This is a genomic window from Xanthomonas arboricola pv. populi (assembly GCF_002939945.1).
In the GTDB taxonomy this organism is placed as follows: domain Bacteria; phylum Pseudomonadota; class Gammaproteobacteria; order Xanthomonadales; family Xanthomonadaceae; genus Xanthomonas; species Xanthomonas arboricola_A.
Genome location: NZ_MDEB01000001.1, coordinates 1,058,907 through 1,080,991 on the forward strand (window position 1 = coordinate 1,058,907; position 22,085 = coordinate 1,080,991).

Genomic DNA, 22,085 nt, shown 5'->3' on the forward strand with positions numbered 1-22,085 from the left:
GATGCGACGGTCGTAGCGACGAACCGGATCAGCCGGTGTTCTGCACGCCTTGCGAAACGCCGTTGACGCAGGCGACCAACGCGCGCAGCAGTTCGTCGTCTTCGCCATCGGTGGCGCGCCAGCGTTGCAGCAGATCCACCTGCAGCACGCTGATCGGGTCGATGTAGGGGTTGCGCAGGCGGATCGACAAGGCCAGCCGCGGGTCGTGCTGCAGCAGCGACTGCTGGCCGGTCAACGCCTTCACCCAGCCCTTGGTCAGCGCCAGCTCGGCGCCGATGCCCGGGAAGAACCGCGCGTGCAGGTCGCCCGACAGCCGCGAGAACAGCTCGGCGATGGTGAGGTCGCCCTTGGACAGCACCATCGCCACGTCGTCGAGAAAGGTGCGGAAGAACGGCCAGTCCTGCGCCATCTCGCGCAATGTCTCTTCGTGCCCGGCATCCACCGCCGCCTGCAGGCCGCTGCCCACGCCGTACCAGCCCGGAATCACCGCACGCGCCTGGCTCCAGGCGAACACCCACGGAATCGCGCGCAGGTTGGACAAGGCCGCGTCCTGGCCGAGCCTGCGCGACGGGCGCGAGCCCAGCGTCATGCGTTCGATCACATCGATCGGCGTGGCGCGGCGGAAGTACTGCATGAAATCCGGCGCGCCGACGAAGGCGCGATACGCCACGGTGCTGCGTTCGGCGACCAGGTCCATCACCGGCCGCCAGCGATCCTCGCGCGGCTCGGGCGCACGCGGACGCAGGCTGGACAGCAGCACCGCGCCGGTCATCTGTTCCAGCGAGCGCAGCGCCAGGGCACGGATGCCGTACTTGCGATGGATCACCTCGCCCTGTTCGGTCACGCGCAGCCGGCCATCGACACTGCCGCGCGGCGCGGCATCCAGCGCGCGGCTGGTCTTGCCGCCGCCACGCGCGATCGAACCACCGCGGCCGTGGAAGAAGGTCAGCCGCACGCCCAGCTCGGCGGCGGCTTCGAGCAATTCCACCTGCGCGCGTTGCAGCCCCCACCGCGAGGCGGTGATGCCGCCGTCCTTGCCGCTGTCCGAATACCCCAGCATCACCATCTGCGTATCGCCGCGCGCAGCCAGGTGCTGGCGGTAGACCGGGTCGGCCAGCAGATCCTGCACGGTACCGGTACCGCCGCGCAGATCGTCCACGGTTTCGAACAGCGGCACGATATCCAGCGGCACCGTGCCGGCGTCGTCGACCAGACCGCCGCGGCGCGCCAGCGCCAGCACGGTGAGCACGTCGGCGCGGCTGTGCGCCATCGAGATGATGTAGCTGCCCAGCGCATCGGCGCCGTGGCGGCTGCGCGCATCGGCGAGCGCGGCAAACACCGCATCCAGCCGCGCATTGCCTTCGTCATCCACGCGCGGCAATGCCTGTTCGCCAGAGGCATACGGGCCGAGCAATGCAGCGCGCTGGGTGGCATCCTGTTCGTCCCAGTCCGCCTGGCCGAGTGCGTCGGCCACCGCGCGCGCATGCACGCTCGATTCCTGGCGCACATCCAGACGCGCCAGGTGGAAGCCGAAGCTGCGCACGCGCCACAACAGGCGGCGCACCGCGAACCAACCGGCGTGCAGCCCCTTGTTGGCCTGCAGGCTGTCCAGGATCAATTGCAGATCGTGTTCCAGCTCGGACGGGGTGGTGTAGGCGCCGTCGGCATCGTCCAGCGTGGCCTGCAGACGCGCGCGCATCAGATCGTTGAGCAGCCGGTACGGCATGTCGCCGTGGCGCGGACGCGAGCGTGCGGCGTCCTCCGGCAACAACGCGCGGTAGCGCTGCAGTTGCTCGCTCAATGCCGGGCTCACCGCCACCAGCGTGGTCGACTGGCTGAGCAGGCTGGCCAGTTGCCAGAGTTCCTTCTGATACCGGTCCAGCACCGCACGCCGCTGGGCATCCAGCGTGCCGGCGATGGTGGTGGCATCCACATTGGGGTTGCCGTCCATGTCGCCACCGACCCAGGTGCCGAAGCGCAGCAGCCGCGGCAGGGTCGGCACGCTGCCGTAGGTCTCTTCGATGGCGTGTTCGAGGGTTTCGTACATCACCGGAACCACGCGATAGAGCACCTGGGTGAGGTAGAACCCCACATGCTCGCGCTCGTCCTCCACTGTGGGACGCACCGGCGAGGAATCGGCGGTCTGCCAGGAGGCGGTCAAGGCCATGCGGAAGCGCGCCGCATCGGTGGCGCGCTCGTTGGGCGTGCGCATGCCATCCAGGTTGTCGACCAGGCTGGCGACCATCAGCTGTTCTTTTTCCAGCAGCGCGCGGCGTACCGCTTCGGTGGGATGGGCGGTGAACACCGGCTCCACGTCGATACGCGGCAACCACGCGCTGAGTTCGTCCATCGTCACGCCCTGCGCCTTGAGCCGGCGCAAGGCATCGTGCAAACCGTCCGGCTGCGGCGTGTCGGTGCCGCTGCGCTGGTACTCGCGACGGCGGCGGATGCGGTGCACGCGCTCGGCGATGTTGACCACCTGGAAGTAGGTACTGAAGGCGCGCACCAGCGACTCGGCCTGACGCGGCTCGCGCCCGGCCAGCTGCGCGCTCAGCGTGGACGGCGGTGCATCGCTCTCGCGGCGCGCAATCGCCGTGGTGCGGACGCGTTCGATTTCCTCGAGGAACTCCGCAGACACCTGCTCGGCGAGCAGGTCGCCGACCAGTGCACCGAGCCGACGCACATCGTCGCGCAAGGCAAGATCGGGGGTAGCGAACACAAGACTGCTGCGGTACTCGTTCATCGGAAACGCACACCCTCTCAAGCGCAAAGTCGTCGAAGACTAACCCAAAAGGATTAGATGATCGCGACCGGCACGACGGTTTCAACACCAACCATCATGTGCCAATGCCCCTTATCCGATGGCTCTCGCAGGAGCGCGCTGGCGCGCGACGGGGCTTTCCCGGTCATGCCCATCGCAGGCAAGCCCGCTCCTACGCGATGTGGCTGTCCTGGTCATGCTCCGTCGCGCCCGGGTGCGCTCCTACCGGTGATCGCGGCAATCGTGTGGACGGCGCAGCGAATCTTCCCGGGACGCGAGGCGGACGCATTCACCGTAGGAGCGCACCCGGGCGCGACGACGCTTTATCGGTGACGCCGCATCGCGCGCAAGCGCGCTCCTACCGGTGCCAGCGCACCATCATCACCGCGTGCGCGTCGCGCCGGTCTGTTTCACCGGCTCGCCGAGATGAGTCTTCAACCACTGCTCGCTCTCGGCCAGCATCTGCAGGATCGACTGCCGCGCGCGATACGCATGCGATTCGTTCGGCAGCAGTACCAGCCGCGCGGTGCCGCCCAGGCCCTTGATCGCGGCGAACATGCGCTCGCTCTGGATCGGGAAGGTGCCGGTGTTGTTGTCGTCCTGGCCGTGGATCAACAGCAGCGGATCCTTGATCTTGTCGGCGTAGTTGAACGGCGACATCGCCTGATACACCGATTGCGCCTGCCAGTAGTTGCGCTCCTCGGCCTGGAAGCCGAACGGCGTCAGCGTGCGGTTGTAGGCGCCGCTGCGCGCGATGCCAGCCTTGAACAGCCGCGTGTGCGCGAGCAGGTTGGCGGTCATGAAGGCGCCATAGGAATGCCCGCCGATGGCGATGTGCGCGCGGTCGGTCACCCCGCGCCGCACCACCTCGTCCACCGCAGCCTGCGCATCGGCGGCCAGCTGCGGCACGTAGGTGTCGTTGGGTTCGGCATCGCCTTCGCCGACGATCGGCATGGTCGGGTTATTGAGCACCACATAGCCGATCGCCAGAAACGCCTGCGGGCCCCAGTAGCTGATCGCGTTGAAACGATAGGGCGAGTCGGTGACCTGGCTGGCGGTGTCGGCGCTCTTGAACTCGCCCGGATAGGCCCACATCAGCAGCGGCCGCGGGCCGTCGCGCCTGGGGTCGTATCCGGGCGGCAGCAGCAGCGTGGCGGTGAGGTCCACGCCATCGGCGCGCTTGTAGCGGATCTGCTCCTTCTGCACGCCGCGCAACTGCGGCAGCGGATGCGCGAAATGCGTCAATGCCCGCGGCGCAGGCGCTGCATCGCCCAGCGCCTGCACCACATAGTTGGCCGGCTCCTCGGGCGATTCGCGGCTGAGCAGCAACTGCGTGCCCTGCGCATCCAGCAATGCCAGCGGCGCGGAATAGGTCGGGGCCTGCGAATGGAACAGACGCGTGGCACGCTTGTTCTGCAGATCGAAGCGATCCACGAACGGGCGGTCGCCTTCCGGCGAGGCGCCCTTGCCGAGCAGGAACAGGCTGTTGCCATCGGCGCCGGTCTGCAGCAACGCGCGGCCCTTGCCGTCGGCCACGGTCGCCGGCGTGCCGGGATCGTTGTAGCGGTCCTGCGAGGAGCGGTCCCAGAGCAACTCGGGCGCACGCTGCGGTTGATCCGGTGCGATACGCCACTGTTTTATGCGGCGGGTCTTCCACCAGCTCTCGCTGAGGATGGCCAGATCGCCACGGCCCCACTGGATGCCTTCGAACCGGCTACTCAACTGCGCCAGCGTGACCGGCGCGCGCGCGAACGGCGCGGCCTGCATCAGCACCGCATCGCGGATTTTGCTCTCGCGTGCCGGGTCGCCGCCGTCCTGCGCCTCGGCCCAGACCAGCGTGGCCGGCGCATCAGCGCGCCAGGCGATGTCGCGCACGCCGGTGGGCACGGCGTCGTTGCCGGTCGGCAGGCCTTCCACCAGCGGCAGCCTGGCGATCTGGCGCACCAGCTTGCCCTGCAGGTCCAGCACCTCGATGCGACGCCCGAAATTGTCTACCGGCACCACGTACGAAAACGGCCGCTCGCTGCGTTCACTCAGGATGTAACGGCCATCTGGCGACACCGACAGGTTGAGATAGATGCCGGGCGTGGCGATCGGGCGCACCTGGCCGCTCACGCTGACGATGATCGGCTGGCCGGTGGCGTAGTACTCGAACACACGCGCATCGGCCTCGTTGCGCAGCAGGTCCTGATAGGTCGGCAGCGAGCGCACGCCGGCGGCGGCGCTGGTCTGCTGGACCGCCGGGCCGTTCGGGGTCGCGTCGCGCGCCGGTGGCGCGCCCTGCCCGGCCACCTGCTGTTGCAGCAGCAGCCCGCTGCCATCAGGCAACCAGCGCAGATCGTCGGTGATGCTGGTGTTCAATTCCGCCACCAGACGTCGCGCCTGCCCGGCCGCCACGTCCACCAGCCACAGTTCGTTGACCCCGCTGGTCGCGTCCTCGCGACGGAACGCCAGGTAGCGCTGATCCGGCGACCAGCTCAACGTGGCCAGCGACAGTGGTGACGGCAGCCCGGCGATCTGCCGCTCGCTGCCGTCGGCCACCGACAGCAGCCATAGCTTGTCGGCAAAGGAGAACCGGCTGCTGGCAAACGTTTTGGGATGGATGCGCAGGCCGGCCAGCTTGAGTTCGGGCTGGGCCACCTCGGCGATGTCCGGCAGCGCCGGCAACTGCAGCATCGCGGCCAGGTCGCGTTTGGGCGACAGTTGCAGCAGCGGCGCACGTGGGGCATCCACCACCGCCTGCAGTGCCTTGGAGGGCAGTTGGTAGCCAGTGCTCGCCGCAGCGGCAGGCGGGCCAGCCGGTGCGACGGCTGCCGCCGCAGCCAGTGGTGCGCTCAGCGCCAGTACCCCTGCCAGGGCCCATCGCTGCTGCCGCCTGCCGTGCCGTGCATCGGGTGTCGCCTGCATTATCCATCCCCAGTGTCGATCGACTCCGGACCATAGCAGCCATGCGTTCCGCCGCTCCCCTGCCGTTGGTTGGGGGTCGTGCCGATTCAAGCCGGCCAATTCATGCCGGAGGGGGGTGCTGCCGATATAATCGATGCTCTCGTCGAGGGGCGCTGCGACCGGTATGGCGGACTGATCCGCCAACTGCACGAAAGTGCAGGAAATACGGCCAGGCTCGACAAGCATTCATCGTTCAACGGCGCCCCGAATTGCAGACATTGATCTGCTTACCGGAGCTATTGCATGAACGCTGTCACGAAAATCGCCCCACATACCGATTACAAGATCGCCGACCTCTCGCTGGCCGATTGGGGCCGCAAGGAGCTGGACATCGCCGAGCACGAGATGCCGGGCCTGATGTCGATCCGCCGCAAGCATGCGCAGACCAAGCCGCTGAAGGATGTGCGCATCACCGGCTCGCTGCACATGACCATCCAGACCGCCGTGCTGATCGAAACGCTCAAGGACATCGGCGCCAACGTGCGCTGGGCCTCGTGCAACATCTTCTCGACCCAGGACCATGCCGCCGCCGCGATCGCCGCCTCCGGCACGCCGGTGTTCGCCTGGAAGGGCGAGACGCTGGAAGAGTATTGGGATTGCACCCTGGACGCGCTGACCTTCACCCTGCCCGACGGCACCCAGACCGGCCCGGAGCTGGTGGTGGACGACGGCGGCGACGTCACCTTGCTGATCCACAAGGGCTATGAGCTCGAAAACGGCAGCACCTGGGTCGACGAGCCGGCCTCCTCGCACGAGGAAGGCGTGATCAAGGCGCTGCTCAAGCGCGTGGCCGTCGAACGCCCGGGTTACTGGACCCGCGTGGTCAAGGACTGGAAGGGCGTCTCCGAAGAGACCACCACCGGCGTGCACCGCCTGTACCAGATCGCCGAAGCCGGCAAGCTGCTGATCCCGGCCATCAACGTCAACGACTCGGTCACCAAGAGCAAGTTCGACAACCTCTACGGCTGCCGCGAGTCGCTGGCCGATGGCCTCAAGCGCGCGATGGACGTGATGCTGGCGGGCAAGGTCGCGGTGGTCTGCGGCTACGGCGACGTCGGCAAGGGCAGCGCCGCCTCGCTGCGTGCCTACGGTGCCCGCGTGGTCGTCACCGAGATCGACCCGATCTGCGCCCTGCAGGCGTCGATGGAGGGCTTCGAGGTCAACACCATCGAATCCACGCTGGGCCGCGGCGACATCTACGTCACCACCACCGGCAACAAGGACATCATCACCGTCGAGCACCTGCAGGCGATGAAGGACCAGGCCATCGTCTGCAACATCGGCCACTTCGACAACGAGATCCAGGTCGACGCACTGAACGCGCTGAAGGGCGTGGAAAAGATCAACATCAAGCCGCAGGTCGACAAGTACGTGTTCGGCAACGGCAATGCGATCTTCCTGCTGGCCGACGGCCGCCTGGTCAACCTGGGCTGCGCCACCGGCCACCCGAGCTTCGTGATGTCCAACTCGTTCGCCAACCAGACCCTGGCGCAGATCGACCTGTGGGAAAAGCGCGACAGCTACGAGAAGAAGGTCTACATCCTGCCCAAGCACCTGGACGAAGAAGTCGCGCGTCTGCACCTGGAAAAGATCGGCGTCAAGCTGACCACCCTCACCAAGGACCAGGCCGGCTACCTCGGCGTGGACGTGGCCGGCCCGTACAAGCCGGATCATTATCGCTACTGAGTGATCGGGCGAGTGTCGCCCACGCAATGACGTGTGTAAAAACGGGCGCCGCAAGGCGCCCGTTCTGTGTTCTGGAGCGCCGAATCTTGATCTACAGCCCGTCACAGAACGCTAAGGTGGAGCTTGCTAGCTTCGCCGCCGCAGAAAGATGCCTGCCGCCAGGTGTTCCACACCCAGACCGCCCCGCGCGGTCCCGATGGTGCCTCTCGCCCCATGGTTCGGCCGATGTGCCCGCAACCTGCAGGCCACGTCTCAGGACGTCAAAGATCAAAGGAAGGAAAGACAATGCAGCGCAGCAGAACCGAACGTATTTCCCGGGCAACCAAGCTCTTGATGCCGTTGTGTTTGCTGGCCCTGTTGGCCGCCTGCACCCCGCCTGCAAGCGACGTCCAGGCGAAGACCAGCGCCGCCGACAAGGCCGCCAGCACGCCTGCGGCCGCCGCCACCGGCCAGGCCGCCTGTGCGGCTGCAACCTCACCGACCCAGGCGCTGGTCTGCAAGACCCCGGCGCTGACCCGTCTGGACGCCGACCTGGCCAAGGCGATTGCGACCACGCGCGCGACCCTCGATGCCGCCGGCCAGGCACAGCTGGAGGCCGAACAGCAGCGCTGGCGGCAGCACACCCGTGACCTTTGCGTCGACGCGCAATGCCTGCAACAGGTCTATGCCGACCGCATCCAGATCGTGTCGACCACCCGCACCGCACTGACCGACCAGGCCATGTGTGTTGCCGCGGACGGGCAGAAGGACTGCGTGGACGTGATGAAGCTGCGCGACGCCAACAGTCAGTTGGCCAACTTCAACACGCTGATGGGTCAAAACTCACAGCAGGGCACCTTGCTGGGCTGCACCGCAGCGACCAATCTGGCCGCAGGAACAGCCGGCGGCAACGACCTGTTCGCAGCCAACTGCACGCTGCAAAGCGCGACCGGCAACAGCAATGTGCAGGTCTGCAGCAACCAGATGGTCGGCGACTTTGTTGTCGAACCGGCACCGGCTGCCTACGGCGAAAAAGCCATCGCGCAGCTGGTGGCCTTCACTCAACAGCACTGCGCCGGGTAAACCGCCGATCACGCCCACCCCAAATACCCTGAAGGAAGACCACAATGGCAACGGAATCCACCATCACCCGCGAACAACTGGGTACGCTCTATCTGAACACCGAACTGGGGGGCGATACGCGCCATCTGGATCACTTCTCGTACGCCCAAAAGGGCAGCAGCACGTACTCCTTCGGGTTAGTGCAGTTCGATGTGGGCAGGAATCCGCAGGCACAACGCTTCTTGCGCGACAACGGCTTCAGCACCGGCGACATTGCTCTGCTGTCCCAGCAAGGCGGCCTGAGCAGCCAGCAGCTAGCTGCATTGGATGCAAAGTTGCAGGCTATCCCGCAAGCCAACATCGACCAGCTCACCAACACCAAGCTGGATAGTGCGATCGAGCGCGTGGGCGATGCGATCACCCGCGTGCGTGCAACCAGTCCGGCCGCCGCCGATGCCATTGCTGCAAACCCGGAACTGCAGCTTGCCATGGCTGACTACGACAACCAGTTCGGCAGCATGGGGCCACAGTTCATCAGCTATCTGGCTGGCAACGAAGTGACTCTGCAGGGCCGCAAGATCCAGGCCGGCGATCCGCCGACTCGCGCAGACCTGCAGACCTTCGTCGAGTCCACCAAGTACGGCATCGAATCACCTGGCGCAGTTGCCAGTCGTGACGCACGTTTCGACACCGCGATGACCCAGCTGGGCATCACCCCCGCCACCACACCATCGCATGGTTTGCCGTCAGCGCCGGGCGCGCCGACGGCGGGCGCGGCGCTGGTCAGCGGTGCGCGCGGCGACAACGTGCAGGCCATGCAGCAGAAGCTCGCCGACCTGGGCTATCTGGGCAAGGACGGCGCACCGCTGGTGGCCGATGGCCACTTCGGCCCCGGCACCCTGCAGGCGGTGCAGCAGTTCCAGCAGGATCACCAACTGACCGTGGACGGCAAGGCCGGGCGCGGCACGCTCGGCGCCCTGGAGAGCGCCCTGCAGCAACAGGGCGAGCAGACAAGACAGGCCACCGAACCAACCATGGCTACCCCGGGTCATGCGGACAATCCACGTTATCAGCAAGCCGTGGAGAAGCTGGAAGTGCTGGAAGAGCAGCGTCATCAGGGCCGCCTGGCGCCGCTGTTCAATGACCGCAACCAATTGGAGAACGCGGCGGGACAAGTGGCCTATGCATCCAAGATCGCCGGCATGAGTCGGATCGATACGGTGGTAGCACGCCTGGACAACCAGGGCATATTCGCGGTGCAGGGCCAACCGAACGATCCCGCCGCCTACCGCACCTACATCGACCTCTCCCAGGCGGTGAACCGGGACCTGCAGTCGAGCACGCAGCAGAGCCAGGCGCTGGATGCCGACCTTTCGCAGCGGCATGCGCGGGAACAGGTGCAGACCCAGCAGTCGCTATCGCGCTGACCACGCGAGTCCTCAATGGATTCAGGATGGGCGCCTTCGGCCGCCCGTTCTGCATTTGCGCCGCGTGCCATGCGGGGATGCGTCCCCGGTACATCGTTACATGCCCTGCCGGTCGTCGCGCAGCGCACTGCGGCACTGCGCGACGAAGTCACGCTGCCAGGACGCCAAGTCAAACCCCTCGCGCTGCTGGAACGAAACAGTTTCGCCGCGCAATGCGTAGCAGCGATTCTGCGTCAAGCGCAATGCAGTCAAGTGATCACCCGCCTCCCAGCAACGGTCGATGCAGACCTGCATGGATGCATAGTCCGGGTTGGTCTTGGCGCCGCCGAACGCAAACTCCATCTGCTGGACCATCATCAGCACCGGATCATTGCCTGCGTCGGCCGCGCGCAGCAGACGCAGCACGCTTGGATCGGGAATACCGAACGCCCAGTTGGCCAGGATCGCCGCACGTGCCGCAGCCACCGCAGCCTCGTGCTGCCCCAGACGCCTGTGCTGCACTGCCAGCATCATCCACGCCCGCTGCAGCTCGGGGAAGCGGCGGCATGCCGCCTGCAGCAGTTCGATCGCCTCGGACGGCTTTCCCGCCTGCACATGCACCTGCGCGCGTTCGATCAACGGCAACGGCGAATCCACATCCGGAACATCATGCGCGCGTGGCTCCCAACCCTCGTCGTCCCAGGCCTGCTCGTCCAGCGCATGGTTGATGTCCAGCCATTGCGCGAATACATCCAGCGACGAATGGCTGAACACCAGGCGCCCTTCATCATGAAACATTTCGCAGACCACTGGTGCTTTGCCTTCGCAGCCCAACGGCCAATACAGACCGAAACAATCACCGTTGCCGAGCGCGCCTTCGGCAATCGTCCAGAAGCCCTGTGGCGGATAGGGACCTGCGCAGACGGCGATGTCCAGCGTCAGGCCATGAAGACGTTGAGGAGCACGCATGCTCGGGTTCCAGGCAGGATCTGGGGCCATTATCGCAGTGGCGCGGCAATCGCGATGCGTAGGTCCATCGGTGGGCCAGACAAGAGGTCCGTTGCAGACCGGCTAGAGACTCAGCCTAGACGCCCAAGACGCTGCGTTAAAATGCGCCCATGCCCCCGAAATCACATTGGTCCAGCGCGAAAAGATCTCCCACGCCGTGCGCAGCTACATGCACAACGCCCACGCCGAGTCCTACGCGAGGCGAAGCCGTGGAAAACCGGAGCCTGGATCGGCTGCAGGTATTCAAGATCCTGCTGGGCAACAGCCAACCCCATGAACTGCTGGCAGCGATCGTGGCAGCGGCGAGGTGGCGGGGCATAAAGGCACTGACCGACACGACAGGGTTCAAGAAGTGTGCGATGGACGCAGATGCTGCCGCGCCGCGCGCCACCGGTTATCTGCTCGACAGCGTCGCTCCACTGCGGCAGCAGAAGCACCGGCATGTCGGCGCCGTGCGGCGCCGCATGGGAGTGGACTGGGCGTCGGCCGACCTGCTGCGCCTGACCGCCGGCCATTGCGCGCCGATCGGCAAACCGCGCTGATGCGCTGGCCCTGGTCCGCCCCTGCTCCCCGCCTGGCCGATACACAGGCCGATGCCCTGCTGCAGGCCCTGCTGTCACGTGACGGTGCGCGCATCACCGATGCCGCGCACAAGGTCGCGCAGATGTTCGACACAACGGTGCTGGATGCGCTGGCAGCGCATGGGGAGCGGATAGAGCGAAGCAGCCAGGGCCTGCAGTTCGGCGGCATGCTGATCAGCAACAGCGTGCACCTCATCGCCGCCGTGCGGCGCCTGCGCTTCTGGCACGCCCGGGCGGGCTGCCTGTGCACGCTCAACCCCGGTTACCTGTTTTTCGACCCCCGCCACTTGATCGACCAGAAGCAGATGCAGCTGCTCGGGCTGGAAGCAGCCAACGATGGCTGGGGCGAGTGCCACCACGTCGCCTGCACCCGCTGCGGCCGCCACTGGCGTGCCACCGACCGCGAATATCATTACCCCTGGTGGCAATGGATCGCCGATTGACGGATGGGCGTCGGCCCGTCGATTCATAACGCATCGGCACATGCACGATGCTTCGCGATCGGTGCTTGCATACGTCGCATCTTCAGCAGCAGGATTCACCGGCGACAGCAGGGGTTCGAGTCCATCATAGGGTCGACGCCACTTCAGAGACGGTAGGATTGGCATCACTCACCGCAGCAGTGGAGTTTTCGTTGAAAGCCCGTCTGGAGCACGTAGACGCCATCCTCGATGACTACGTCCGTGTCGTGTGTTCGACCGGCCATGTGCGCAAGCAACTTCTCGCGGTGGGGACAACAACCGATGATGGGGTTGCCATTGCCTACACGTCAAAGCAGACCCTTGCGGCGGCGCTAAGCCATCTGCAATCGCTGCACCTGCCATTCGGCGACGCGCCGGGCGGCTGGGCACCAGCGTCGGTTTTTTTGCCAGCTGCGTGACGCAGGCTTGGTCCACGGACCGATACGCACCATCACCTGGAGCCGCCCCGACCAACCAGCGCTTGGCACTGGCTCGCGACTGGGCAACCCGGGATCGGCATGACGGATCGACAGCTCCACGCCATCCAATCACCCCATCAACACCGGCGATGATTGCTCGGTGATGGGCAAGGCGCCGCTGGAGGAGTCGCTGCGCGCTGCAGTCATCGCTTATCAGCAGGGGCAGGAAGCGGGCCGAGCCTTGCCCGCACTCCCCCTTGCAATGATCAGGGCGGAGCCGCCGACGATCGCGTGCGGACGCGCATCGTCGGGCGACTGACTGCGCAGTGTGCATCCTCGGACGACATTGCGACAACGCGGCTGCACTCATGCGGCTGCGGCTAACAACTTTCCAAACTCTGCTGGATAACGTCGCGATGCCACGCTCATACCGTTTCACGGGACGACTGCGTGCATCACTCCTCGTCATCGCGCTCTGAAGAGACATGCCCATGAAACACACCCTGGTCGCGCTGACCCTTTCGGCGCTGGCATTGACGGCTGCACCCGATGTGTTGGCGCAGTCCGCATCCGGCGACAGTACGGGCTGGTTCGTCAATGGCGGGGTCGGCCGCACCTCGCTCAGGAGTGGACCCTACGATGGCAGCGATACCGGCTACAACGTCTCCGCCGGATATCGCTGGAACGTGTTGTTTCCGTAACTATCGATTGGCCTGGAGGCTGGCTACAACGATCTTGGCAATATCCAGGCGAAAAATCTGTTCAACGGTCAGGCGGTCGTGAAAGACGAGAGCCAGCTGCGTGGCTGGACGGTTGGGTTGAACCATCGCTTCGCACTGAGCGACAAGTGGTATGCGAGCATGCGTGGCGGGCTCTATGGCTGGAAGGGCCAGGCCCCGAGCAATGGCACCGTGTCGGACCGCTCCGACCTGGACAAGCTCTCGTGGTATGCAGCGCCGGCGTGGGCGACAACCTGGGCGAGCACTTCAGCATCGGCGCCAACTACGACCGTTACAACGCCAAAAAAATTCGATGTCGATCTGAGCACCGACATGGCTTCGGTGAATGCCGAGTACCGGTTCTGACAGTCATCGGAATGTCGAGCTGCGGTGCGTCTGAAAATAGCAGACGCAGCTCGACTCTACAGCCCGACCAGCAATCACGTCATGCCCAGCGAAAAGACGCGCTTGCGGCGGCGACGCGATGCTGCACCGCCTACACGCCTGAGCTCAAGCGCGGTGCTTGTGCTTGCCCGCGCGGAAGAATTGCACGATACGCTGTGGCTATCCGCCTGCTACGGTCGCCAATTCGCGTTGCGCTGCCAGAACTCCACGCTGCGCCGATAGGCCTCGCGGTCGAGCGGCACGCCCGAGCCGCCCTCCTCCACGCCTAGCGCATTACGCACCATGGTGATCGGTGCCATCGGAATTTCGTCCGGCTCGGTCGTGTACAGGCAACCGACCACGCCCCAATCGGCATCGATGGGCGAACCTTCTTTGGCCAGCTGATCGCGGCTGTAGAGGATGGGTATCAGGTACTCGGCTACCGGCGCTTGGACGCCCTCGAACCAGCGCACCAATACCGCCAATTCCTGCGAGCTGCGCGCCTCGTAACCGGAGCGCAGCCGATGGCGGTTCTCGTCGTTGATGGGGATGGTGAGGCAGCGCGTCGAGGTCCAGTTGCGGTGCACATGCAGCTGGCAGAACGGCGCATAGCCTTCGATCACGCGGACCGGCGTCTCTTCATTGAGCCGCTGGATGAACTGCTCGGGCGTGCAATCCTGGATGGCGTTACCGCGACCACCGCGCGGGAACAAACGGGTGCGGGCGAACGGCGTTAGAACGATCGACATGACAGTGTTGAAGGCGACAAAGAACGCCAGGGTAGCCTGCAGCCCTGCTACGCGACCACTTACCAGATCAGATCGTCCGGCACCTTGAACTGGCTGTAATAGTCGTCATCGCTGTCCGGCGCCGATGGTGTGCTGCTACGGCCATGATCCAGCACCACGGTGTCCGCATCGCGGCTGTAGACCTTGTCGGCGGCGGCGCGCGGAATCAGCTCGAAGCCATCGCCATGCCGCACGATCACCAGCGCCCCGCTGGCCAGCTGGCTGCGGAGCGCTGGGTTGACCAGCACGCTGCGGATGACGCTGCCATCGTTGAAGCGGTAGTCGATCTCGCCATCGCGCTTGACCTTGTTGGTCTCCACGATCTGCCGGACCTGGGCCAGCGCTTCCTGCCGCCGCAGCTGCAGCTTGCGTTCTTCGGCCAGCGCGCGATCGCGCTCGGCGCGCTCGGCCTGTAGCCGCGCCGCGTCCACCTTGTCGACTTCGGTCGGTGCCACGGCGGCGCCCTTGGCATGACGCTGCCTGTTCTGCTCGCGCGCAACCTTGTCCACCTGGGCCTTCTTGACCAGGCCGGCCTTGAGCAGTTGTTCTTGCAGCGGATTGCGCATGGGAAGGGCACCGGTGAATGTCCGCCCAGTTTAACGCGCCCCGCCCCACACGGCCTGACTGCCCGAGCCTGCCACCGGCTGAGGCGCAACACCATGCGGCGACCTACCCATCTCGCCGTTCCCGCCCTACCATAACGGGCCTTATTTACATCAAGGACGACGACATGATCATCTGGGGATCGGGTGGCGATGCCATCGCGCTGGGCTCGGCCAACACCGCGCACTGCGACCACTGCGCTCAGGAACGCAGCTTCCGCAACGTGCTGCACTACCGCTACGCGCATCTGTGGTACCTGTTCAGCTGGGTGACCAGGAAGCAGTATCTGCGCGTGTGCGAGGCATGCAATCACAGCACGCCGCTGGACACCAAGACCGTGGAGGCGAGCCTGGACAAATCGCCGATTCCGGCCTATCGCCGCTTTGGCGGTCTGGTGCTGCTCGGCCTGATCGCGGTGATGGTGGCCTTCGGCGCGTACAGCGCGTCGCAAGCGGCCAAGCAGGACAACGCGCTGCTGGCCCAGCCTCGGAAGGGCGATTTGTATACCGTGGATCTCGAAGCGGTGGCGCCCGGTGCCTTCGACGGACATGCCTACGGCGTGGTGCAGGTGGAACGGGTCAGCGACCAGAGCGTGACGCTGGCGATCCCGAACAAGGGCTACAGCAAGTGGAAAGGCGCCGAACGCGATGCGCGTGGCGCGGCAGCACGACAACCGGTGTACTACAGCACCGACCGCACCGAGGTTGCGCGGACCAAGCTGCAACAGCTGCATGCCGATGACGCTCTGCATCACGTGCACCGCCAATAGGCAATGACCACCGGCTTGCGCTGTGGCACCAATGCTGCAGCGCAAGCCGCACATGTCGGGGCGGCATCGTCGCACGCCCTGACGCCGACGAGGCGTTACCAAGCCAGCAGACGCAAACGGTGACGTAGCGCTATACGCGATCCGCGCAGGCCCCGATTTACAGATAGCGACCTGTCGGCTTGAGCCGCTTCTTCCGGGCCGCTCTTCGCATGAGCGAGCCCCCGGGTTCTGCGACGACGCACCCCTCACACCGCGACCTGCACCGGGGTTTTCGCATCCGGCTGCATTGAATACGTATGCACAACAGCGATGTTGCGCCGCGATGCACGCTTAGCATCACCGCGCGCTGCACGTCGTGCGCGCGCTTTCCGGAACAGGGGCCGGAGGGCTGGATGCGGGCAGCGCACAGCATGCGTGTGCTCGCGCTTACCGACTGGAGATCCATCCGATGCGCGATCCACACACTCCGTCCCCACCATCGCTGTTTCAACGCAGCTCGCGGCGCTTGCTCGCCGCGCTGGTGCTGCTGCTGACCACAACCAATGTGCAGGCCGAGGTGATCCTGCATGCGTTCAATTGGCCGTATGCCACCGTGGAAGCACGCGCCAGGCAGATTGCCGACGCCGGTTATCGCAAGGTATTGGTCGCTCCTGCCTATCGCTCGCAGGGCAGCGCGTGGTGGGCGCGCTATCAACCGCAGGATCTGCGCGTGATCGATGGCCCGCTGGGCGACACCGCCGCGTTCTCGCGCATGGTGCAGGCGCTGGCCGACAACGGTGTGGAAACCTATGCCGATGTGGTGCTCAACCACATGGCCAACGAGGCGGCAACACGTTCGGATCTCAATTACCCCGGCAGCGCCGTGCTCGCGCAATACGCCGCAAATCCGGGCCGTTACGATACGTTGCGTCTGTTCGGCACCTTGCAATCGAACTTTCTGGGCGCCAGCGATTTCGGCCCGGCCCAGTGCATCACCAACTACAACGACGCCTACCAGGTGCGCACCTATCGCATCTGCGGCGGCGGCAGCGATCCGGGCCTGCCGGACCTGGTCGGCAACGATTGGGTGGTGCAGCAGCAGCGCGCCTATCTGCAAGCGCTGAAGGGCCTGGGTGTGACCGGCTTCCGTGTCGATGCGGCCAAGCATATGAGCTTCGATCATCTCAATCGGGTCTTCGATTCTGGCATTCGTTCCGGCGTGTATGTGTTCGGCGAAGTGATCACCGGCGGCGGTACCGGCAACGGCGATTACGACCAGTTCCTGGCGCCGTATCTGCAGTCCACGCCGCATGCTGCCTACGACTTCCCGTTGTTCAACGCGGTGCGCAATGCATTCGCCGCCGGCGCCAGCCTGCAGCAGTTGGTGGATCCCGCGTCCACCGGACAGGCCTTGCCAGGCAATCGCGCGGTGACCTTCGCCGTCACCCACGACATCCCCAACAATGCCGGTTTCCGCTACGCCATCCTCGACCCCGTCGACGAGACGCTGGCGTACGCGTATCTGATCGGCCGCAACGGCGGCATGCCGATGGTCTATACCGACAACAACGAAAGCGGCGACAACCGCTGGGTCGACGCCTATCTGCGCGACGACCTGCGCCGCATGATCGGTTTCCACAACGGCGTGCAAGGCAGCGACATGCAGGTGCTGTCGTCCAGTTCCTGCCATGTGCTGTTCCGGCGCGGAAGTCTGGGCATCGTCGGCATCAACAAGTGCGGCAATCCGGTCAACACCACCGTGGCGATGAATGGCAGCGTGCTGTACTGGAACGCGGATTATGTGGATGCACTGGGCTCGGGCAGCGTGGTGCGCATTTCCAGCGGCTCCTACACGTTCACCCTGCCGGCGCGCGGGGCACGCATGTGGCGCCGCTGAGAGGTATCCGACCCAGAACAACACCGGCTCATCGCCGGTGTTCTGGATACTGCAATGAGTTGGATGGCGCGGCCGGCTACCAGGCAAACGGCGCGGTGACCTTGCGCGCGCCGAGCATGAACGCATCGGCCACGTGCACGAACGGGGTGACGTCCACCTCCGATTCGCCGGCGCGCACCAACTGCACGAAACGGCGGTACAAACCGTCGTACTCGCCGGCCGCCTCCACCGTTTGCGGCTGACCATCGATACTCAGCCTGGCACCGCCCTCGCTGAGCACGAGCAGGCCATCGGTGGTGTCCACTTCGATCTCCCAGTGCTGATGGCCGGTCTGCAGAAAATCCAGTTCCGCCGTCACCGGCACACCTGCGGTATCGACAAAGTCGAGCCTGGCGTACAGCGGCGCCTGACGGTTTTCCGGCGTGTGCAGCTCCGCTTCGCGCAGCGCGAAAGGGCGCGGCAACAGATGCGTGACGATGGACAGCGCATTGATGCCGGGGTCGAACACGCCCATGCCACCCGGCTCCAGGATCCAGTCCTGGCCCGGGTGCCAATGGCGAATGTCTTCCTTCCAGGTGATATGCGCGCGCAGGATCTGCTTGTCGGCCAGCCACGTCCGCGCAGGTTCCACGGCAGCGGCGCAGCGCGAATGCCAGCTGGTGAACAGGCTGCGTTGCGCACGCTGCGCCAACGCGCGCAGATCGTCGATCTCGGCCAGGGTGGCAGCCGGGGGTTTTTCCAGGAACACATGACGCCCGGCGGCCAGCGCGGCCTGTGCCTGCGCATGCCGCCCGACCGGTGGCGTGCACAGCGCGACCGCTTCAATCTGCGGATGCGCTGCGAAGGCCTCTTCCAGGGAGTGATAGGCCGGCACCCCGTCGACCGTGCCATGCCGGCTCACGGTGGCCACCAGTTGCACATCGGCGCGCGCGGCGATGGTGGGCACGTGCTGGTCGCGGGCGATCTTGCCGATGCCGACAAGGGCAATGCGCAATGCGTCTGGATGCTTCATCGAAACCTTCGGGCTGATAGTGAAGTGGCGGGACCCGCGCGATCGCCCGATTCGGGCGCTTGTACACGGACGCTGCGGCAGCGGCGCGATGCACAAGCGCACGCAGCGGCGCAGTGTACGGTCAGGGCGCAGTTCGCTGCGAGACATCGCTCCTGCTTGTTTTGCTATACCTATGCCGCCCGGTGGCCGCGCAGCAGCGGCCATTGCGGCACCGTTGCGGTGGGGCGGCGGCGTGGCTGGTCGCCGGCAACATCACGCCGCGACAGTAGTCGCCACCTGCCCGACACGCACGCGCATGTCAGGCAGGCAGGCAACCGTATGCACTCACATCTCCAGCACGACCTTGCCCAGGTGGCTGCCCTGCTCCAGATAGCGATGCGCTGCAGCGGCTTCGCTCAGCGGGAAGCGCTTGTCGAGCAGCACGCGCAGCTTGCCCTGCGCGATCCACGGCCACACCACACGCTCCACTTCCGCCGCCAGACGCGCCTTTTCGTCGGCGCTGCGCGGACGCAGCGTCGAGCCGGTGAGAATGGCCTGCTTGCGCATCAGCAGCGGGATCGGCACCTCGATGGTCGAGCCGGCCTGCGAGGCGATGTAGACGATGCGCCCGCGCGGATTGAGCGCTTCCAGGGTGTCGGCGAACACCGCAGCGCCCACCATGTCCAACGACACATCCACACCGCCGTGCGCCTTGGCCACGGCGACAAACGATTCGGTGGTGGAGTCGATCGCCACATCGGCGCCCAGTTCGCGCGCTTGCGCCGCCTTGCCCGCCGAACGCGCGGTGGCCAACACATTCGCACCGGCGGCCTTTGCCATCTGGATCGCAGTCACACCGATCCCGGACGTGGCGCCATGCAACAGCAGCCATTCCCCGGCCGCAAGCCGGCCATGCTCGAACAGATTGGTGTACGCGGTAAAGATGGTTTCCGGCAGTGCCGCGGCATGCGCCAGATCCATGCCCGGCGGAACCGGCAGCACATGCCGCGCGTCGACCGCTGCGTACTGTGCGTAACCGCCACCGCCCAGCAGTGCACACACACGATCGCCGACCTTCCAGCGACCGGCCGGCTCCACGATCTCGCCGGCGATTTCCAGCCCGAGCGTCTGCGGCGCGCCGGGCGGCGGCGGATAATGGCCGGCACGTTGCAGCAGATCGGGGCGATTGATGCCGGCCGCATGCACGCGAATCAGCACCTGCCCCGGCGCGGGGCGCAGGCGCGGCTGCTCGCTGGCGTACAGTGCATCCGCATCGCCCTTGCCATCGCGGATGGCGATTGCAGTCATCGTGGTATCGCTCATGCGCAGCACTCCTTAGAAAGTGCGCCCAGTGTAGGGATCCCTGCGTCAACGCCTGGCGCACGCCCGGTCCGACACGTCACGCAAGCGCAGAGTAACCACGCTCTCTGCCCACTCGGGGCAAGCAGCGACGCGATAATCGGCATCACGCGTTGAACCGCTGCTGCAACGGCAGCGATCCATCTGGCCGGCGCGAGTCTCCGCGCGGCGCCCGCCGGCAGGCCCGCAGACAGCGCCTCGGCAAGCGCATTGCAAGGCCACAACGCATCACCACGCGCGCCTGCATGGCAGACGCACGTGGCAACCAATCACTCCGCGCCGGGAGCGGCATCCTGGTCGATGTACTGGCGGATCGCCTCGAACACCTTGGAGGTGCCGTCATCCTGATCCGAAGGCAGGCGTGCGGCGAAGTCCCTCAGCAACTTGTCGCCATCCACGCCGGGTTGCTCGGCAAGGGCAAGCGCCAGATCGCCGACGCTGCGCGCCAACGCAACCCAGATGCGGCCCAGCGATTCGGCGATTACATCCATTTCCTGTTCTTGCATGTCGCGCTCCAATCAAGTGGCGTGGGGTAGTCGGCAGCTTACCGCGTACGCGACCTACTAGACCGGCACCAAGCGGCCCCAACCATGTGCGCATGGCGCGGACCCGCGCGACCTCCACGCGAGGAATGCGGGACGCCCGCGACTGAATATGCATTCATCGCGATGAAGCGATATTATGCCGACACGATCCGCCGGACCCACCGCGATGACGCATCTCAGTTTCGAGTTCTACCCGCCCAAGACCGACGACCAGCGCGCACAGCTGGATCGCACGGCCGCCAGGTTGAAGGGCTACGCGCCGGAGTATGTGTCGTGTACCTTCGGCGCCGGCGGCTCCACGCTCAGCTACACCTCCGAGACGGTACGTCACCTCAAGCAGAAACACGGTTTCGAAGCCGCCCCGCATCTGTCCTGCGTCGGCGGAAGCCGCCAGGAGATCCGCGAGCTGCTCAAGCTGTATCGCGCAATCGGCTGTACCCGCATCGTCGCGCTGCGCGGCGACCTGCCGTCAGGCATGGGCCATCCGGGCGACCTGCGCTATGCCTCGGACCTGATCGCCTTCATCCGCGCCGAGCACGGCGATGCGTTCCGCATCGAAGTCGGTGCGTATCCGGAAACCCATCCGCAGGCGACCGATGCACTGAGCGATCTGCGTTACTTCAAGGCCAAGGTCGATGCCGGCGCCGATGCCGCGATCACCCAGTATTTCTACAACGCCGATGCGTACTTTCATTTCCGCGACACCGTGCAGCGCATGGGCGTGGAGATCCCGATCATCCCCGGCATCATGCCGATCTCCAATTTCTCGCAGCTGCGGCGCTTTTCCGAGCAGTGCGGTGCGGAAATTCCGCGCTGGATCGGCAAGAAGATGCAGTCCTACGGCGACGACGCCGATGCAGTGCGCGCCTTCGGTGCGGAAGTGGTGGCCACCGTGTGCGAGCGCCTGATCGCCGGCGACGCGCCTGCCCTGCACTTCTACACGCTCAACCTGGCCAAGCCGACCACGCAGGTGCTGCAGCTGCTCGGGCGCTGAACCACGCCACCGGTGCCACGCCGTTCTTGGCAGGCCTGTCTGCGCGGGCACTTCATCGGCAAGCGCGCGTGTGATGCGCAAGCACCATCCAGGCGGTCGCGGTCTCGGCGCGTTGCGCGCCGGCTCACGCACGGCCCGTTACGCTGCGCCGGTGCCTCGCCTCCTGCTGCCGTTGCTGCTGTCGTTCTGCCTTTGCCCGGCCATGCAAGTGCAGGCGCAGGAGATCCGCCGCTGCGTGACAGCAGATGGGCAGACCATGTTCACCGACCGCCGCTGCGAAGATGTCGGCGCCGCATCGCGCCCACCGCCGCCCACGCGCACGCAAGGCAACACCGCCCTGTATCGCTACGGCTGCCCGCGCCGGCTGAGCGAACTGGTGTCGTTGCTGCAACTTGCGGTGGACAGCCGCGACGTCAACCGGCTCTCCAGCCTTTACCTGTGGAGCGGCCAGTCCGACGCCGCCGCCAACCAGCTGCTGAGCCGGCTGGAAGCGATCGTGCAACGCCCGTTGCTGGACATCGTCCCGATGTACCCGCAAAGCGATCTGCCGACCTGGGAAGCCGATGCCAGCACGGCAGCGGCTCCATCATTGGACGGCAGCGCAATCGACGCCCCACTCCCGGCAGCCCCAAGCCGCCCGCGGCCCTGGGGCCTGCGCCTGGAACAGAACCTCACCAGCGGTACGCCTGCACGCAGCGTGTTGCGGCTGCGTCGGCAGTACAACTGCTTCTGGGTGACGTTCTAGCGC

At 65.7% G+C, this 22,085-nt stretch carries 20 protein-coding genes and 1 riboswitch; of the genes, 12 read left to right on the forward strand and 8 right to left on the reverse strand.

From position 1 onward, the window contains the following. Window positions 1-28: 28 nt before the first annotated feature. The gene (ppc, locus tag XaplCFBP3123_RS05180; RefSeq protein ID WP_104533034.1) at window positions 29-2,743 is read right to left on the reverse strand and encodes a phosphoenolpyruvate carboxylase; all 2,715 of its coding nucleotides are present in this window, start codon (window positions 2,741-2,743) and stop codon (window positions 29-31) included. 399 nt (window positions 2,744-3,142) lie between these two features. Further along, the gene (locus tag XaplCFBP3123_RS05190; RefSeq protein WP_429001615.1) at window positions 3,143-5,617 is read right to left on the reverse strand and encodes a S9 family peptidase; all 2,475 of its coding nucleotides are present in this window, start codon (window positions 5,615-5,617) and stop codon (window positions 3,143-3,145) included. Between the two features lie 189 nt (window positions 5,618-5,806). Then, window positions 5,807-5,919: riboswitch (S-adenosyl-L-homocysteine riboswitch) on the forward strand. A gap of 31 nt (window positions 5,920-5,950) precedes the next feature. On the opposite strand from XaplCFBP3123_RS05190, the gene ahcY reads away from it, so the two are divergent. From ahcY to XaplCFBP3123_RS05205, 3 genes are all read left to right on the forward strand, one after another. Further along, complete coding sequence (ahcY, locus tag XaplCFBP3123_RS05195; RefSeq protein ID WP_104533037.1) at window positions 5,951-7,393, forward strand: adenosylhomocysteinase; 1,443 nt, start codon at window positions 5,951-5,953, stop codon at window positions 7,391-7,393. A gap of 333 nt (window positions 7,394-7,726) precedes the next feature. Continuing rightward, window positions 7,727-8,455, forward strand: a complete 729-nt coding sequence (locus XaplCFBP3123_RS05200) for a hypothetical protein (protein ID WP_253254133.1) — start codon at window positions 7,727-7,729, stop codon at window positions 8,453-8,455. Window positions 8,456-8,499: 44 nt separating this feature from the next. After that, window positions 8,500-9,861, forward strand: a complete 1,362-nt coding sequence (locus tag XaplCFBP3123_RS05205) for a peptidoglycan-binding domain-containing protein (RefSeq protein WP_104533039.1) — start codon at window positions 8,500-8,502, stop codon at window positions 9,859-9,861. Between the two features lie 96 nt (window positions 9,862-9,957). On the opposite strand, the gene XaplCFBP3123_RS05210 is transcribed toward XaplCFBP3123_RS05205, so the two are convergent. Next, window positions 9,958-10,809 carry a tetratricopeptide repeat protein gene (locus XaplCFBP3123_RS05210; RefSeq protein ID WP_172453080.1) on the reverse strand — a complete coding sequence of 284 codons (852 nt, stop codon included), beginning with the start codon at window positions 10,807-10,809 and terminating at the stop codon, window positions 9,958-9,960. A gap of 398 nt (window positions 10,810-11,207) precedes the next feature. On the opposite strand from XaplCFBP3123_RS05210, the gene XaplCFBP3123_RS21650 reads away from it, so the two are divergent. The 5 genes from XaplCFBP3123_RS21650 to XaplCFBP3123_RS21830 all read left to right on the forward strand — a co-directional run bounded on the left by XaplCFBP3123_RS21650 (window position 11,208) and on the right by XaplCFBP3123_RS21830 (window position 13,394). Beyond that, the gene (locus tag XaplCFBP3123_RS21650; RefSeq protein WP_253254134.1) at window positions 11,208-11,390 is read left to right on the forward strand and encodes a hypothetical protein; all 183 of its coding nucleotides are present in this window, start codon (window positions 11,208-11,210) and stop codon (window positions 11,388-11,390) included. Beyond that, a complete protein-coding gene (locus XaplCFBP3123_RS05220; RefSeq protein WP_104533041.1) occupies window positions 11,390-11,872 on the forward strand; it encodes a hypothetical protein in 483 nt (160 codons plus the stop codon). The genes XaplCFBP3123_RS21650 and XaplCFBP3123_RS05220 overlap by 1 nt, the downstream gene beginning before the upstream one ends. 191 nt (window positions 11,873-12,063) lie before the next feature. Continuing rightward, the gene (locus tag XaplCFBP3123_RS05225) at window positions 12,064-12,309 is read left to right on the forward strand and encodes a hypothetical protein (RefSeq protein WP_253254135.1); all 246 of its coding nucleotides are present in this window, start codon (window positions 12,064-12,066) and stop codon (window positions 12,307-12,309) included. Window positions 12,310-12,800: 491 nt separating this feature from the next. Then, window positions 12,801-13,010, forward strand: coding sequence for a hypothetical protein (locus XaplCFBP3123_RS21825; RefSeq protein ID WP_343125482.1), 210 nt, complete (start codon window positions 12,801-12,803; stop codon window positions 13,008-13,010). 78 nt (window positions 13,011-13,088) lie between these two features. Continuing rightward, the gene (locus XaplCFBP3123_RS21830; RefSeq protein ID WP_343125483.1) at window positions 13,089-13,394 is read left to right on the forward strand and encodes a hypothetical protein; all 306 of its coding nucleotides are present in this window, start codon (window positions 13,089-13,091) and stop codon (window positions 13,392-13,394) included. A gap of 209 nt (window positions 13,395-13,603) precedes the next feature. On the opposite strand, the gene XaplCFBP3123_RS05235 is transcribed toward XaplCFBP3123_RS21830, so the two are convergent. Together XaplCFBP3123_RS05235 and XaplCFBP3123_RS05240 are read right to left on the reverse strand one after the other, a co-directional pair. Continuing rightward, the gene (locus XaplCFBP3123_RS05235) at window positions 13,604-14,161 is read right to left on the reverse strand and encodes a DUF3228 family protein (RefSeq protein ID WP_104533042.1); all 558 of its coding nucleotides are present in this window, start codon (window positions 14,159-14,161) and stop codon (window positions 13,604-13,606) included. A gap of 59 nt (window positions 14,162-14,220) precedes the next feature. Continuing rightward, window positions 14,221-14,766, reverse strand: a complete 546-nt coding sequence (locus XaplCFBP3123_RS05240) for a DUF2058 domain-containing protein (RefSeq protein WP_104533043.1) — start codon at window positions 14,764-14,766, stop codon at window positions 14,221-14,223. Between the two features lie 164 nt (window positions 14,767-14,930). On the opposite strand from XaplCFBP3123_RS05240, the gene XaplCFBP3123_RS05245 reads away from it, so the two are divergent. Continuing rightward, complete coding sequence (locus XaplCFBP3123_RS05245; RefSeq protein ID WP_104533044.1) at window positions 14,931-15,572, forward strand: hypothetical protein; 642 nt, start codon at window positions 14,931-14,933, stop codon at window positions 15,570-15,572. 505 nt (window positions 15,573-16,077) lie between these two features. Next, the gene (locus XaplCFBP3123_RS05250) at window positions 16,078-17,448 is read left to right on the forward strand and encodes an alpha-amylase family protein (RefSeq protein WP_172453115.1); all 1,371 of its coding nucleotides are present in this window, start codon (window positions 16,078-16,080) and stop codon (window positions 17,446-17,448) included. A gap of 76 nt (window positions 17,449-17,524) precedes the next feature. Here XaplCFBP3123_RS05250 and XaplCFBP3123_RS05255 read toward each other — a convergent pair whose 3' ends face one another. From XaplCFBP3123_RS05255 to XaplCFBP3123_RS05265, 3 genes are all read right to left on the reverse strand, one after another. Continuing rightward, window positions 17,525-18,460 (reverse strand): Gfo/Idh/MocA family protein, encoded by a 936-nt coding sequence (locus XaplCFBP3123_RS05255; protein ID WP_104533046.1) that lies wholly within the window; start codon window positions 18,458-18,460, stop codon window positions 17,525-17,527. Window positions 18,461-18,784: 324 nt separating this feature from the next. Beyond that, window positions 18,785-19,762 (reverse strand): NAD(P)H-quinone oxidoreductase, encoded by a 978-nt coding sequence (locus XaplCFBP3123_RS05260; protein ID WP_104533047.1) that lies wholly within the window; start codon window positions 19,760-19,762, stop codon window positions 18,785-18,787. 305 nt (window positions 19,763-20,067) lie between these two features. Further along, window positions 20,068-20,304, reverse strand: a complete 237-nt coding sequence (locus tag XaplCFBP3123_RS05265; protein ID WP_104533048.1) for a hypothetical protein — start codon at window positions 20,302-20,304, stop codon at window positions 20,068-20,070. A gap of 205 nt (window positions 20,305-20,509) precedes the next feature. Here XaplCFBP3123_RS05265 and metF point away from each other — a divergent pair, with 205 nt between their 5' ends. Next, on the forward strand, window positions 20,510-21,337 hold the full coding sequence (gene metF, locus XaplCFBP3123_RS05270; RefSeq protein ID WP_104533049.1) for a methylenetetrahydrofolate reductase [NAD(P)H]: 828 nt from the start codon (window positions 20,510-20,512) through the stop codon (window positions 21,335-21,337). A gap of 73 nt (window positions 21,338-21,410) precedes the next feature. Further along, window positions 21,411-22,082, forward strand: coding sequence for a hypothetical protein (locus tag XaplCFBP3123_RS05275; protein WP_253254136.1), 672 nt, complete (start codon window positions 21,411-21,413; stop codon window positions 22,080-22,082). Window positions 22,083-22,085: the final 3 nt, after the last annotated feature.